General features: G+C 42.6%; 13 protein-coding genes. 2 read left to right on the top strand and 11 right to left on the bottom strand.

All coding sequences use genetic code 11. The annotated features are described in order from the left end of the window. Positions 1 to 12: 12 nt before the first annotated feature. Entirely contained in the window at positions 13 to 687 is a 675-nt protein-coding gene (pyrE, locus tag B0682_RS06660) for an orotate phosphoribosyltransferase (protein WP_078307648.1), read from the bottom strand. 364 nt (positions 688 to 1051) lie between these two features. Between pyrE and ampD the strand changes: the two genes are divergently transcribed. Beyond that, a complete protein-coding gene (ampD, locus tag B0682_RS06665) occupies positions 1052 to 1678 on the top strand; it encodes a 1,6-anhydro-N-acetylmuramyl-L-alanine amidase AmpD (protein WP_078307649.1) in 627 nt (208 codons plus the stop codon). 40 nt (positions 1679 to 1718) lie between these two features. Further along, complete coding sequence (gene murJ / locus B0682_RS06670; protein ID WP_078307650.1) at positions 1719 to 3269, top strand: murein biosynthesis integral membrane protein MurJ; 1551 nt, start codon at positions 1719 to 1721, stop codon at positions 3267 to 3269. A gap of 54 nt (positions 3270 to 3323) precedes the next feature. Here murJ and B0682_RS06675 read toward each other — a convergent pair whose 3' ends face one another. The 10 genes from B0682_RS06675 to B0682_RS06720 all read right to left on the bottom strand — a co-directional run bounded on the left by B0682_RS06675 (position 3324) and on the right by B0682_RS06720 (position 15990). After that, on the bottom strand, positions 3324 to 4082 hold the full coding sequence (locus B0682_RS06675) for a pyridoxine 5'-phosphate synthase (protein WP_078307652.1): 759 nt from the start codon (positions 4080 to 4082) through the stop codon (positions 3324 to 3326). Between the two features lie 43 nt (positions 4083 to 4125). After that, entirely contained in the window at positions 4126 to 5019 is an 894-nt protein-coding gene (gene recO / locus B0682_RS06680) for a DNA repair protein RecO (protein ID WP_078307653.1), read from the bottom strand. 14 nt (positions 5020 to 5033) lie between these two features. Then, positions 5034 to 5993, bottom strand: coding sequence for a GTPase Era (gene era / locus B0682_RS06685; protein ID WP_078307655.1), 960 nt, complete (start codon positions 5991 to 5993; stop codon positions 5034 to 5036). 51 nt (positions 5994 to 6044) lie between these two features. Then, positions 6045 to 6809, bottom strand: coding sequence for a ribonuclease III (gene rnc / locus B0682_RS06690; protein ID WP_078307656.1), 765 nt, complete (start codon positions 6807 to 6809; stop codon positions 6045 to 6047). Positions 6810 to 6895: 86 nt separating this feature from the next. Further along, positions 6896 to 7300, bottom strand: coding sequence for a DUF4845 domain-containing protein (locus tag B0682_RS06695; RefSeq protein WP_078307658.1), 405 nt, complete (start codon positions 7298 to 7300; stop codon positions 6896 to 6898). Between the two features lie 228 nt (positions 7301 to 7528). Beyond that, positions 7529 to 8431, bottom strand: a complete 903-nt coding sequence (gene lepB, locus B0682_RS06700; protein ID WP_078307659.1) for a signal peptidase I — start codon at positions 8429 to 8431, stop codon at positions 7529 to 7531. Positions 8432 to 8481: 50 nt separating this feature from the next. Then, positions 8482 to 10281 (bottom strand): translation elongation factor 4, encoded by a 1800-nt coding sequence (lepA, locus tag B0682_RS06705; RefSeq protein WP_078307661.1) that lies wholly within the window; start codon positions 10279 to 10281, stop codon positions 8482 to 8484. Between the two features lie 130 nt (positions 10282 to 10411). Then, entirely contained in the window at positions 10412 to 11593 is a 1182-nt protein-coding gene (locus B0682_RS06710; RefSeq protein WP_240494909.1) for a capsule biosynthesis protein, read from the bottom strand. Between the two features lie 204 nt (positions 11594 to 11797). Further along, positions 11798 to 14146 (bottom strand): capsular polysaccharide biosynthesis protein, encoded by a 2349-nt coding sequence (locus tag B0682_RS06715; RefSeq protein ID WP_143823317.1) that lies wholly within the window; start codon positions 14144 to 14146, stop codon positions 11798 to 11800. 44 nt (positions 14147 to 14190) lie between these two features. Then, positions 14191 to 15990, bottom strand: coding sequence for a polysaccharide biosynthesis/export family protein (locus tag B0682_RS06720; RefSeq protein ID WP_240494910.1), 1800 nt, complete (start codon positions 15988 to 15990; stop codon positions 14191 to 14193). Between the last annotated feature and the right edge of the window lie 8 nt (positions 15991 to 15998).

Consider the following 15998-nt stretch of genomic DNA (forward strand, 5'->3'; position numbering starts at 1 on the left):
TAAAAGCCAACTTCAAACGCCATACTGCTCACGATATGCCAGCATCTTTTGTAAATGCTCAGTTTGTTCATGGGTTTGTAGGTGGTTTATTAAGTCATCAATGCTTACCAATGCTTGTACAGGCACATTCAGCTGTTGTTGCAACTCAAGCATGGCAGATGTGTCCGTTTGTCCTTTTTCTTTGCGGTCAAGGGCGACAATGATGCCCGCCACACTTGCCCCCACGCCATCTAATAGTGCCATCACTTCACGCATTGCTGTGCCTGCGGTGATGACATCATCGAGTATCCAAACTGATTTGCCTGTCAAATTCGCCCCCACCAAATTGCCACTTTCGCCATGCGTTTTGGCTTCTTTGCGGTTGTATCCCCATTGGGCATTGATGCCATGGTGTTGCCAAAGTGCTTGGGCGGTGGCAGCAACAAACGGAATGCCTTTATATGCCGCTCCGAATATCACCAACTGTTTTGAGTCTTGTGTAACTTTGGCTAACGCATTGGCATAACCTTGAGCCAATAGGCTTAATGCTTGTCCTGTGGCAAGCAGTCCAGCATTAAAAAAATAAGGGCTAACTCGCCCTGATTTTAAAGTAAACTCACCAAACTTTAACACATCATTGTCTAGGGCAGTTTGGATAAAAGCAGATGGGGTAAAGTCTTGTGTGGTATGGTCAGCTGATTTGGTCATGGGTTTTCCTATCTTTTTGCCATGGGTCTTTGCCATGGTTTTTCTATATTAAAATTAAAGTGTGTTGATATGAAAGCGTGTTGATGATTCATCATGGGTAGTCAGACAAATAATGGTATGGCTGTGGTGATTGTGCCTTGCTGCTTGTATGGTATCATATCACACACCAATCTTGGCAATCGATTGCCAATCTGTCGCCCTAAATGTGGTCTGCCACAATTTTGTTGTTATCTTAACATTTGTTGTTACCTTGACACCAATCATTAACACCAATCATTGACACCAACAAGGCGATGATATCAGGTGATTGTGGCTCAGCAAATGATGACAAACTAAAAAACGCATGTTTAGGATTACAAAACTTATGTCTATTATCCATATTGAAGATGGCATCATCAGCACCGCCAAACAATTGCCGTCCCCCAACCACAACGACCGCCCAGACAATACCTGTATCCGAGCCATTGTCATTCACAACATCAGCCTACCACCAGATGAATTTGCTCAAACTGATGCCAACGGTCTGCATCATGTCAAGGCACTGTTTACCAATCAGCTTCATTGGGATTCCCACCCTTATTTTAAATCCATCAAAGGCATACAAGTATCTGCCCACGTGTTTATTGAACGAGATGGCATGATGACTCAGTTTGTCAATTTGGATAAGCGAGCATGGCACGCAGGACATTCCGCTTATCTTGGGCAAACTCAGTGTAATGATTTTAGCATCGGTATTGAGCTTGAAGGCAGTGATTATCAACCATTCACCCCCAAGCAATACGATGTGCTGGCCCAGCTGATTGTGGCGATATACGACAGCTATCCTGCCACACGCCGACATCTGACAGGACATAGCGACATCGCTCCCAATCGCAAAACCGACCCAGGGGAACATTTTGATTGGGGGCGGTTGCGTCAGCAAGTGGCAAAAAGGCTGGCTGCCCAAACTTCAGATAAACAGCCAAATGAAACCAAATCGCACCACCCATAGAAATGCTATAATCACCTAATTTTGAACAAAAAAGGTCATCATGGCAAAAAGTCATTTATTCCGCTCAACTATGGTCGTCAGCTCCATGACCATGTTATCACGTATCCTAGGGCTGGTCAGAGACATGGTGCTGATGGGTGTGTTTGGAGCAGGTGGCTTGATGGATGCGTTTTTGGTTGCCTTTAAAATACCCAATTTTTTGCGACGTTTGTTTGCTGAAGGGGCATTTAGCCAAGCCTTTGTGCCAGTACTCAGCGAATATAAAGAAAAATATAACCTAATCGAAGTGCAACTGCTGATTAGCCGTGTGTCTGGGGCGTTGATGTTGATATTATCCCTGTTGACGGCAGTGGTCATCTTGCTTGCTCCTTGGGTGATTACCTTATTTGCTCCTGGATTTGTGGCTGAACCAGATAAATTTACTGCCGCCAGTCAGCTTTTACGGTTGACGTTCCCCTATTTGTTGTTCATCTCCATGACGGCGTTTGCTGGCAGTATTTTACAAAGTTATGGGCGTTTTGCTGCTCCTGCCTTTGCCCCTGTGTTGCTTAACTTATGTATGATTGCAGGGGCGTTGATATTTGCTCCGATGTTTGCCACCCCCATCATGGCATTGGGTTATGCGGTTGCCGTTTCTGGCTTGTTACAACTGCTTATCCAACTGCCTCAACTTTGGCAACAACAGTTGTTGGTCGCCCCTAAAATTAACTTTCAACACGAAGGGGTCAAACGCATCTTAAAGCTGATGTTGCCTGCCATTTTTGGTGTGTCAGTAACCCAGATAAATCTGTTGTTAAATACCGTGTTTGCGTCTTTGATGGTGGGTGGTTCGGTGTCGTGGTTGTATGCCGCTGAGCGAATGAGTGAGCTTCCACTTGGGCTAATCGGTGTGGCGATAGGCACAGTGATATTGCCAAGCTTGTCTGCCAGCGAAGCCAAAAAAGACGATATGAATTTTAAAAAAACGCTGGATTGGGCAGCACGGTTGATTGTGCTGGTGGGGCTGCCTGCCAGTGTCGCCATGTGGGTGCTGTCAGATGTGTTCATGCAGGCGTTGTTTTTGCGTGGTGAGTTCACCTTGCACGATGCCAAGATGAGTGCCATTGCCCTAAAAAGTCTGTCAGGGGGTATTTTAGGTTTTATGCTGATTAAGATTTTTGCCCCTGCATTTTTTGCTCGTCAAGACACCAAAACGCCCGTCAAAATAGGCATCGCTTCAGTCTTTGCCAACATGCTGTTTAGCGTGCTGTTCATTGCGATTTATCATCATCTCAAACTGCCACTACATGGTGGATTGGCGTTAGCAACCACAGGTGCATCGTTTGTCAATGCTGGGTTGTTGTATTACTTTTTACATCGGCGTGGGGTGTTTTGTTTTGAGCGTCATTGGTATAAATTATTTGCTCAATTTGCTGTGGCGACATTGGCGATGGTGGGCAGTCTGTATCTGTTGATGCCCTACTTCCCAACCCATGCGATGCAGTGGCAACGCTTACTTGCGGTACTTATCATCAGTGCCTTGGGGGCAATGGTGTATGGGGTGGTGCTACTTATCACAGGCTTTCGCCCAAGACATCTTAGACATGGCTAGTTAGCACAAGTTATCCATCTAAGCCATCGCATCTAAATGAACTAAAAGTTTGCATCAACCAAATTCATCATTATCTGCGTTATTCATCGCTTTTTTCATCGCTTGTACGGCTTGGCTAAGTCCCATAAATACCGCATCAGCGATTAACGCATGACCGATATTCAACTCATTAATGCCATCAATTTGGGCGATGGCGGTTACGTTATCTCGAGTTAACCCATGCCCTGCATTCACCAACATGTTAGGGGCAATCTGTCTGCTGTGGTTGACTGCATTGATGATGCGAGTCAATTCAGCTGTCTGTAAGTGCTGATTACCTGCCAGCCCTGCTTCGGCATATGCCCCTGTATGAATTTCAATCGCATTTGCCCCTATGGTTGCGGCAGCATCAATCTGAGCGATATCAGCATCAATAAATAAAGACACTTGGCAACCGACTGCTTGCAAATTTGCCACATAGCCATGCAAATACTGTAACTGCCCCACCACATTCAGCCCCCCTTCTGTGGTCAGCTCAGCTCGTTTTTCTGGCACCAGACACACCCAATCGGGCTGGATTTGCTTGGCGATAATCAGCATCTCATCAGTCGCCGCCATTTCAAGATTCATGGCAATGCTAATGGCATCTTTTATGCGTTTGACATCATCATCTTGGATATGACGGCGGTCTTCTCTTAAGTGCAGGGTGATGCCATCTGCCCCTGCTTGCTCACAGATTAATGCACCTTGTACAGGGTCTGGGTAATTCACCCCACGGGCTTGGCGTAGGGTGGCAATGTGGTCGATATTGACACCAAGATTGGGGCTGTTCATAACAAATCCTTTTTTTATACCAAGATGATTTTATAAAAGAAAATTAGGGCGATAAAAAACGGCGTTGCTGTTGCCAGAGTTTGCGACTTTGCAAAGGCTTATCATCTAACAAACTGTCCACCACTTGCCGATGCAGTTGTGTCCAAGCAGGCATCACTGGCTGTATCAAGGCAAACCAAGCATGTAACATCTCGACAAATTGAGCGTCTATCATCGCATGACTTGGCACATCATCACAACCAACATCATCACGACCAAAGTCATCAACATGACACAAACGAAAATATGCTAACTTCTCGTTAACCATTGCCAACTTCAAGACATCTGCACCCAGCCAAGCTCTTTGGCAACTGCCAGATGATGACGCTTCAAATTTGGTCAATCGCACCCAGCCTTTATTCACATGATAGCAATAATGTTGTGTGGGTAAAATGGCATTGTCTTTTTCATCAATCACAAAACTGATGCCATAGCCCAATTCAGCAAACAACAGACTTTCAAAACAACGTAATATATACGCCAATGGCAACAGTGTGTGGCTGTTTTGACCGTTATGGTTGTTTTGACTGTTATGGCTGTTTTGACAAGCATTTGCCAATAACATCAGCGTCTGTTCATAAGCCCACCACAGCATAGGCATGGGGTCTTCTACAGTCAATACTCGCCAAAGCAGTTCATTGACATACAACGCTCCATACAGATTCTGCCCTGTGATTTGCCCTAAGTTTGTGCGGTTGTGTTGTGGTTGTGGCTGACTAAACGTTTTAAGTCCACCTTTGCCAGTGGCAAACAAGGTCATGCGAGTGAGTAAAGGCATGCCTTTTTTGCCCACACCATGTACCACCCCATGCGTTGGGGTAAATAGGTGATACAAAGCACGCTTTTCTTGATAAGCCTTATGATGCAACACATAGCCGATGAGTGCTTGATGACGCATGGTGTGTGATGATGCTAATAACCCAAACTACTCAAGGCTCTTTCATCATCAGACCAGCCACGTTTGACTTTGACCCAAAGGGTGAGCATCACCTTTTTGTCAAACATCTTCTCCATGTCTTGGCGTGCCTCAATACCCACTTGCTTGATGCGACTGCCTTTATCACCGATGACAATGGCTTTTTGCCCTTTTCTCTCAACAAAAATGGTGGCATCAATAAAGGTCACTGCTTGACGCATTTTGCCTGTTTTGGCATCTTTATGGGCAGGTTCATCTTTAAAGATGTCAATCTGTACCGTCAAATCATAAGGCACTTCATCGCCTGCTGACCGCATGATTTTTTCTCGGATAATCTCACTTGCTAAAAACCGTTCCGAACGGTCAGTAATCTGCTCGGTGTCATAAATGGGAGCAGACTTAGGCAAATGGCTTTTGATGATTTGTACCAGACGATTGGTATTTTGGTTTTTAAGGGCAGAGACAGGCACAATGTCAGCAAAATCAAAGCTTTCTTGAAAAGTATCCATCAGTGGTAATAATGCTGATTTATCGGTTAAGGTATCTACTTTATTAATCACCAATACCACAGGCAGGTCAGTATTACCAATTTTTTGTAAGGTGAGCAAGTCATCTTCTCGCCACTGGTCAGAGTCCACCACAAAAAGCACCAAATCCACGTCCACCAACGCCGACACAGCCGCTTGATTCATGCGTTCATTGATGGCACGAACTTGGTTATGATGAATACCAGGTGTATCAACAAACACCGCTTGCATGTTGTCGGTTGACAAAATGCCGTGAATGCGATGACGGGTGGTCTGTGGTTTACGAGACGTGATGGAAAGCTTTTGCCCAAGCAAATGATTCATTAAAGTCGATTTGCCCACATTCGGTCGACCGACAATCGCCACATACCCTGCACGAAAGTCGTTATGATTGATTTGATGATGTGTTTGTTGAGATTGGTTAGTCATTGGCTGATGGTTTCTTGTATGGGAATAAAATAAGCAATCACAAAGATAAGTTTAAATTAAAATTTTGGACTTGGCATTTGAATTAAGTAATGCCTTAGGTAATTTGTTAAGCTGGTTAATCATCAGCTCAGCTGCTTTTTGCTCAGCAATACGGCGACTTTCACCAGACTGTACAACATTTGAACAGCCCCTAATGCCCACTTGACAACTGACCAAAAACACTTGATTCGGTGCATTGCCTTGAGTTTCTACCAACTCATAAATGGGCAATGGCATTTGTTTGGCTTGTAACCATTCTTGTAAACGACTCTTGGCATCTTTAAGCACTTTTTGTTCGCTGACGCTGTCAATCAAATCACCATACCACTCAAGCACGCACGCACGCACCACATGAATATCCCCACTGTCAAGATAAATCGCCCCTATCAGTGACTCAACCACATCTGCCAAAATAGAAGGACGCTTACGCCCACCACCTTTACGTTCACCCACGCCCAAAATCAAATGGTTAGGCAGACACAACCGATGAGCAATCTGTACCAGCGTCTCTTGACGCACCAAAGTGGCACGCATGCGGGTGAGTTTGCCTTCCTTATGCTCAGGATAACGCTGATACAAGGCTTCGCCGATAATCATGCCCAACAAAGCATCACCCAAGAACTCCAACCGCTCATAGTTATGAACAGAATCATAAGAGCGGTGCATCAAGGCCTGATATGGCAAGGCTTGATTAACAAATTCATAACCAAGTTTTGCCATCAAAGCAGACAGATTGTTCACAAACTCTTTGGGTATTTTATCAGGCGATTTATTCATAAAAACAACGATAACAAAAAAATTTGATAACTCATAAAAAAATCAGCACCACAAATGCGTTATCATATTTAGCTAACCATGGACACTTAATTAGACGCATCGGCAGCGGTGATTTCACCTTCAAAATGATTCACAATGTCCACATTGGCAAAAAAATTATTCACCACGGTATAGTCTTTTTTGATTTTTAGATTACCTGGCTTATCGCTGATGAATTTAATCACATCTTCAGCCTTAGTATCATAGTTGGCGTTGATTTGTAACTGTCTTTGGATATTGGTTAAGTATTGCTGTTTGGTTTCTTTGTTATCATTGGCTTTTTTTAGCTCAATTGCTAAGGCTTTGGTGAGTTGATAATCACCAATATGGGCAGGAATGATTGCCATGCCCAATTTAACAAACACCACAACAGCAATGATGCCAAACACAACACCAGTCACACTTGCTCCTTGCTGTTGGCTGGGCAATTGTAAATTAAAATTTGCATTCATGGCATTTTCTCCCCTTTATCAAACATATCGTTAAAATCAATATTTGCGGTTGCTGTCAATGATACGCACTGTGGCGTGTCTCTCAGTCAATTGCAATTTTAGTCTCTTGATGTTTCAGCCCATTGCACCTTTATATGATATATGATGATACCTTTTATGATTGCATCTTTTATGCCATTTTTATGCAATTGCTGGTTTGCCTGTGCCAAGCACGCTCTTAAGCATTTCCTAATCAATCTGCCCATTACGAGTAAACGTTGGTAAGTTGAACCCTGGTTTTTTGTGCATCCAGACATACACGGCTTTACCTGCTAAGTTAGCATCAGGCACAAATCCCCAAAAACGCCCATCTTGACTGCGGTCTCGGTTATCACCCATGACAAAATAATGCCCTTCTGGTACGCTAATTTGCCAACTCTTACCCCCACTGGCAAGCACCTCTGGCGATGCCTGCTGTAAAAATTCACCATATTGTGAGCTATTAATACCCTCTAAATAGCGTACTCGGTAACCATGCTGACCAAGTTTTTCTGTTTTATATTCAGTATGTGTTTCTTCTAATACACCCAACTGAACCGCTTCTTCTTGGGTTAATTGATGACCTCCCATGTCTTGACCTGCAGGATACAGTTGTTCAGTCAGCTCAGTTGGTGGCTGATGACTGACCGCTTGCGTTGATAAAGCAGTGCCGTTGATGCTTAGCACGCCATTGTCATAACTCACCGTATCACCTGGCAAACCAATCACACGCTTGATATAGTAAATACTGGGTTGTTCAGGATAGCGAAACACCACCACATCACCATGCTCAGGGTTGCCTGTCGCCATGATTTTTTTGTAAATAAGTGGCAATCTGATTCCATAGGCGTATTTATTGACCGCAATAAAATCCCCTGTGTATAACGTTGGCACCATAGATGATGATGGAATGTTAAACGGCTCAATGATGAACGAACGCACCACCAACACCACCGCCAATACAGGAAAAAAATCATACGCCCAAGTGATGGCAAAGTTTTCATTGCCTTTGCCTTTTTGCTGACGTTGTTTAAAAATCAGCTTATCAGCAAGCCAAATTAACCCCAAAATTAAGGTGACAGGCACCAATATCAGATTAAAATCAAAATCCATAACCAGCCTATGTTATCATTGGGTTAAAGTATGTATGGCATCACAAACCATCAACCATCTACCTTTAACACTGCCAAAAACGCTTCTTGGGGAATTTCCACACTGCCCACTTGTTTCATGCGTTTTTTACCCTCTTTTTGCTTGGACAGTAGTTTTTTCTTACGAGACACATCACCACCATAGCATTTTGCCAACACATCTTTTCGCATGGCCTTGACGGTACTGCGAGAGATGATTTGACTGCCAATGGCGGCTTGAATGGCAACATCAAACATTTGCCGCGGGATAAGCTCTTTCATTTTTTCAACCAGCTGATTGCCCCGATAACGAGCATTGTCATGATGACAAATCATCGCCAAGGCATCGACTTTATCGCCATTTATCAGCACATCCACACGCACAAGTTTGGCAGGTTCATAGCGGTTAAAGCCATAATCAAGTGATGCAAATCCCCGAGATACCGATTTTAAACGGTCAAAAAAATCCATGACCACCTCACCCATGGGAATATCAAAAATCAGTTGCACTTGTTTTCCCATAAATTTCATGTCTATCTGCACACCACGACGCTCAATACATAAAGTAAGCACACTGCCCAAATAATCTTGTGGCACAAGTATCTGACAGCGAGCGATGGGCTCACGAAATTCATCAATCACCCCTGTATCAGGCAATCTTGATGGGTTATCCACATGGATAATGTCACCATTTTTCTTTTTAATTTCATAAATGACCGATGGGGCAGTGGTGATTAAATCCAAATCGTACTCACGTTCCAGACGCTCCTGAATAATTTCCATGTGCAACATGCCCAAAAAGCCACAACGAAACCCAAAGCCTAAAGCATCTGATGTGTCTGGCTCAAAAAACAATGCCGCATCATTGATTTGTAACTTTTGTAAGGCATCACGGAATTTTTCAAAATCACTTGAGTCAACAGGAAACATGCCTGCATAGACTTGAGGTGTGGCTTGCTTAAACCCTGGAATACGGTCAACATCTGGCGTTTTTTCATGGGTGATGGTATCCCCAACAGGTGCTCCATGAATGTCTTTGATGCCTGCAATCACAAAGCCCACTTCACCTGCTTCTAAGACATCAGTCTCAAGCGGTTTCGGTGTAAACACACCGATGGACGTCACAGGGTGAGCTTCTTTGGTCGATTTAATATAGATTTTATCGCCTTTTTTGACCCGCCCCTGACGCACACGCACCAACGACACCACACCCAAATAATTATCAAACCAAGAATCAATAATCAACGCCTGCAAAGGCGCATCACGATCACCCACAGGAGATGGAATAAAGTCAATCAACCGTTGTAACAGTTCATCAACCCCCACACCAGATTTGGCAGACACTCTTGGGGCATCGATGGCTTCAATACCGATGATGTCTTCAATCTCTTGAATGACTCGCTCAGGCTCAACTTGGGGCAAATCAATTTTGTTCAGCACAGGCAATACTTCAAGCCCTTGTTCAACTGCCGTGTAGCAGGTAGCGACTGATTGAGCTTCAACCCCTTGAGCGGCATCAACCACCAACAACGCCCCCTCACACGCCGCCAATGAACGTGACACTTCATAAGAAAAATCCACATGCCCTGGGGTATCAATAAAATTCAGCTCATAACGTTCACCATTGGGATGATTGTAATACAAAGTTACTGACTGTGCCTTGATGGTGATGCCTCGCTCACGCTCAATGTCCATGGAATCGAGTACTTGAGCCTGCATTTCACGGTCTTGTAATGCCCCACACATCTGAATAAAACGGTCCGCTAATGTGGATTTACCGTGGTCAATATGGGCAATGATAGAAAAATTTCGAATATGAGCTAATGCGGTCACGGATACTGCCTAATCTGTTGATAAAGTACATTAATCAAGTACTGTGGGCAAACGCCCAACAAAATAGGCATGATTATAACAAGGAAAAAGATGGCTGGGGAGAGATTTTGTACTTAATCACCGCTAATATTCATTCAAGATAGTCATTCATCCAAACAGAACGTCCATAAAATGAGCCGTTTAACTGAGTTTCTTGAATAAGATATGCACGAAAATACAAATAAAAATTACCATCAGGAGGAGTAGGGTATTGCCAAAATTTATCTAAAGACTGCTGATCAGTAAGCTTAGGTATATTATAAATGGCTCTACCCATCAATTTGGTAGGTTTTTTATGATAAATGGATTGTAGCCCCGTGGTACTATTAACTGTTACCATACCAATGCTGTGCTTAATCAAAGTTGGCAAGTGCATATCACAACCATAAAATACCCGACCCATCAATCCATGTTGTTTAGCCAAATTATCAATAAATATCCGATAATTGCGATGCCCACGGTCTAGCGGGTGGTGCTTAAACACCAAACTGTGTTTGGCATCGGCATGGCTGGCAAAACTTGCCATCACCTCGCTTATGAATTCATGAACATCATCATAATCGCTGTGATGAGTAATTTGTGAATCATTATGTACTTGCAAGGTAACCAAAAAATACGCATGACTTTGCTGACTTTTTAAATATCTTTGTAAACGTTTGTCATGAGCATAATACACAAGCTTACGCCATAAAGCCTTCAGCCAAGCAGTGGCTTCTTGCCACACAGTCATATCACGGTAATGATGATAGTGTGGATAACGCTGTTGCCTAAAATACACCAATATATAATACAAAATGGCCGCCATGATGAGCCGATAAAAACAATTATTTGTATAGATAGGAGATGGATATTTGATTTTTGATAATTGCTTTACCGAATTGACATCAAGTTTAGAATATCCATTGATGCCATGAGCTTCAAAGGTAATATAATCAGGACGCAAATAGCCCTCTTCAAATACAAAAAAAGACACACCAGATTGCCGACAGAATTGGGCAGCTACTGCATGACGAGGACGACAATCGCCAAAACAGACAATGGCATCAATCTGTTGTTCTGCCACTAACCGAGCCAACCAGTCACCAAACTCTGCCACAGTACCAGTATAATCATAAGCAGGTTTGTGCCGATAAAAAAACGCATCACCTGCATTAAAATTAACCTTGCTCACTTGAATGTGCTGGGTATGCAAGAAACTGGCAAAACGATGAAAAAAAATGCCCATCTTACCCTGCAATAATAGCACATGCCGATGGGTTAATAAGGCCTGCATGGCGGTTGTCTTCATTAGATACTTTTGTTATAGAAACATGTAAGTTATATTAGCAGACATACATTTTAAAAATACACGTATGCCTAGAACAGGAGAACAGGAGAAATTGTACCACATATTAATATCATTAGATGGCATTATTTACAGTTAAAATACACAATACACATACAACTCAGATATCTTTAATCAGCAATCAGTAATCAGCTAACGCAAACGTTGGCGTAATATCATCAATTGGGTTGCAACTGAGCGCATGGCATTGCGTGATTTATGGGTGGTTGTGCTGATGCCTGTCTTATGCAACGCATCGGCATTATGAGCATACAAATAAGCAATAACTTGCTCTACCTGTGCCAATCCGTAGCCATTTGGCAGTCGATATAAAGGATAATCTATCAGTACCGTATATAGCAGTTGCTCCATGGTCAGTATGGTATTATTGCATGCTTTGTCTCGTTTTTTTTGTCGCCTTGCCAGATAGGCACATTTTGGTGATTGATTGATGTCTTTATCTACCGTTAACCCCCACCCTGCATAAAATGGCAAGCCATAACACACCACTGTTTTTCCACGTAATAACGCTTCAAATCCTGTTTGTGAGCTGATGGTATGCACCTCATCTACCCACATCAAGCAATCATTAATAGAGACATCTGTTGCTACTGCATCTACCAATGACAGCTCTACCTGATGAACCTTTCCCATACGCAACCCCATCTCCACATCAGGATGCGGTTTGTATAATAAATAAGCTTGGGGATTATCTTGTCGTACTCTGGCTATCAAATCTTGATTGGTAGTAATGACTGAGCCACAGTATTTAATGGATAAGTCATCTTCTACCTGTCCAACAATAAGCAGCTTTTTTTGCTTGCTTTGTTTAAGTTGTTGAACCCAAGTATGTTTACTGCCAAGCGATTGCCCCACATTGTATTTGCTCACTTTTTGCTCAAGCAATGTTTGCCAAAGTATCTGTACTCTTGCGGTTTGGTGAGGTGTTAATGGATTACAATTTATTAACAACTCTTCTAAATCAGAAGCAGTGGTGGCATTGTAATAAATACCTTGACCATCAACCACCACAGATAAAGGAGCAAGCAATGTTGCTCCCAGCCCATTGGAGCGGATAAAGCCATCTTCCATGCAATAAATAGTTAATTGTTGGTGGCCATCTTTTGGTTTGATATTTTGTTTAATATTCGCCACTTGTAACCGTTTCTCCATACCCCATACCACTAACGCATCGATATGCTTTGACGACAGAAAATTTATCAATTTTCTGATTATATTAGTGATTGACTGATGTATTAATGGGATTTGCAACATGCTGAATTTGGGGCGATCATGCCACATCAGTTGCACTTGAGTAGAGCAAAAGAAATCCTGAATAAATGGCTTTTTCCATCGGCTAACATGATAGACCAACACGTTTTTTGTTGTTTTTTGAGGTGAAATACGTTGCCATTTGAATTGCCATTGTCGGTTGGTGATTAGCCATGCCATAACTTCCTCAATGCCACATGCTTGAAAACTGGCAGGGTCGGCATATACACTGTAATCTACATAAGCAGCGTAGAATAATTGTTCAACACTCACACTTTGATGATATAAGTTTGGTGTATATAAAGCCGTCCATATTTTTTGTCGCCTTTGTATTACTTCTGCTAACACCACTTGGTTAATATGGCTATCATCAGTCAACCCCCATCCTGCATACCACGCCATGCCATGACAATGTACGGTTTTACCTAACATTAACGCTTCAAAACCCATGTGTGAACTGACGGTATAAACATCACTGACCTGCTCTAACAAGGCAATCGGATTGACTGTATCAGTGATGAGTCTGACCTGTTTAGGTAAATTTTGATTAGCAAAGTATCCACGACCAGCAGGGTGAGCCTTTATCCAAATATGGGCATTGGAATGACGCTGTATGGCGGTGGTTAACATCTTAGCAAAATTATTGGCATCAGCACTTGCCCCAGTAACGGAGGCATCACCTTGCACTTGATCAATCAACAAAATATGACGAACGGTACCAGCAGAATGCTGAACATTGACCAAAGTATCAAGATTGGGGCAAGATAATGTATGGTTATACTTAGATAGCTGATAGGAACAGACAGTTCGAATAAGCTGTTTAGCATATTGCTGATGCTTTTTATCAAACTGATGCAGTCGCTGGACAATAAGCTTTTCAAGACGAGATGATTGGGTTAAATCAAAATAGATGCCTACGTCATCGACCACAAAGCTTGCCCCATAGCGACTGCTAACACCACCATCAAGTGAGCGCAAAAAACCATCTTCAATACTGTATACAGGCATTTGCATCAAATTGGCAATGGTACTGGCTCTCTGGAAACTTTTTTTTCTTCCCCAACCAATAAAACCTTGTGGCTTTGGATTGATCATATGCCAAGGATACCAGCGTTGCAATCGACATCTTAACGCAATGGGCAATAGGACATTATTTTTTAAAATACCATCACCAACCACCGCAAGACACGCTGGTAAATTCAGCTGATGGGTTACATTATAGTCAGTCATGGCATCATTTCTAATGGCAATCACAGGAATAAGCTAACACCATGTTACAAATTTAAGATGACTTTAGCTGCCACTGCCATTTGATAAATAATTTGGGTAATGCCTCGAGCAATCTCCACATGTTTGGTTTTTACTTTTGGTAAAACCATGATTTGGTCGCCTTGTTGGATACGATAAGCAACATTCACTACTTGATTTTCACCATTTTGGTGAATGACTAAAATCTCTTTGGTATTTGCATTATCATCAAAACCACCAGATTTAGCAATATAATCCCCCACTGTTAAATCAGCGTTAAAAGTTAATGCCCCTTGCGACCTGACTTGACCATTGACCATGATTACTGATGTTTGTTCAGGAATTTCGATGACATCACCTTGCTGTAAAATAATATCCTGCCAAGAGTTTGGGACAACCACAACACGCCCATCTGGCTCTATGGTACGTGCTTTAGCAATGAACTGCTTAATCAAATTGGCATCATCTTGTCTCAGAGCCGCTTCTTCTCGAGTGGTTGATTGAGTCGCTAATGTTATTTGCTCTAAGCGGTCTAATGATTTATTTAACAGCCGTTTTTGTTCCTGTTTAACCGACTCACGATAGATAGTTAAATGTGATAGATTAGCCAATGAATTAGGTTGTAATTGTGGCACAACATCTTGTAGTTTAGCCCCATATGGCAGAATCATTGCCCCATTACCCGTATGAGCCCCTACCACTTGTACGGCAATGCTGTCTACATAACGATCAGACGTAATCACCAATTCATCACCATCATAAACAGGCACATTTTTAGCTTCTTTTAAGCCATAGTACTCAGACTTTTTAGCCTTGCCTGAACTACGAGTAATGGCAACATTAGTAGCAGTTGGCTTAGGTTTGACAACATTTAGCACATTATCGATAGTTAGATTATCTAAATCAAACTCAAAAGTATAAGGATTTTGCACTTCACCTAAGACTGTAAACGTTTTATTTTGTGCTCCCACGGTGATGACATCACCATCTTGGAACGAAAATGGCAACAAATTACCCTCTAATAAAAACTCATATAGATTTACCTGTTGCATAACTTGTCCATTACGGCGAATTTGAATATCAATATAGCTACCACGTTTGGGGTCAACGCCACCAGCACGATCAAGATATGACAGCACCGAGTCTGCTGCCAATCCTCCATAATAGCCAGGTTGATTGACAAACCCTGTCACAAACACCTTAACAGGTTGGGCTTGCTCAAGTGATGCATATACTCCTACATTCGCTCGGTAAATACGACTGACAGCGGTATTAACTACCTGTTGTAAGTTACCATTTTGTACCCCTGCCACCTTGACAGGTCCAACATTAGGTAAAAATATGTTACCCTGTGGGTCAACCGTCATGGTTGATGCAAACTGATAAGCCCCCCACATACGCACTTGTACATTATCACCAGGATTGATGACATAACTATTATTAAAAGTAGACCCTGATGTGGTGGCAAATGCCCCACGAAACAACTGCTCACCAAATACCTTGTCTTCAATGCCCACCGTTTGATAAGGATAAACCGTGTTGATTGTTGACTGCGATGGTAAACTGGTAGCACCAATCGCCTCTTGAGAGGCTATTTGGGTTGATACGCCGCTGGTGTTTGGCACAACACTGGCAACATCATACTGACCTACCTGACCATTTTGACGCATATGGTTAGCAAAAGTAGCATAATTAGCACTAGTATAGTTATTAGTGGCTGCTATTTGAGTAGCTGTGGTAGCATTTGCACTAATAGATGGCAGTATCATCAAAGTAGCTGTCCAAGTAACCGCCAATGCCAACGAATAAGAAAAGGTAGTTTCCATAACAATCG

The organism is Lwoffella lincolnii (assembly GCF_002014765.1).
Lineage (GTDB): Bacteria > Pseudomonadota > Gammaproteobacteria > Pseudomonadales > Moraxellaceae > Psychrobacter > Psychrobacter lincolnii.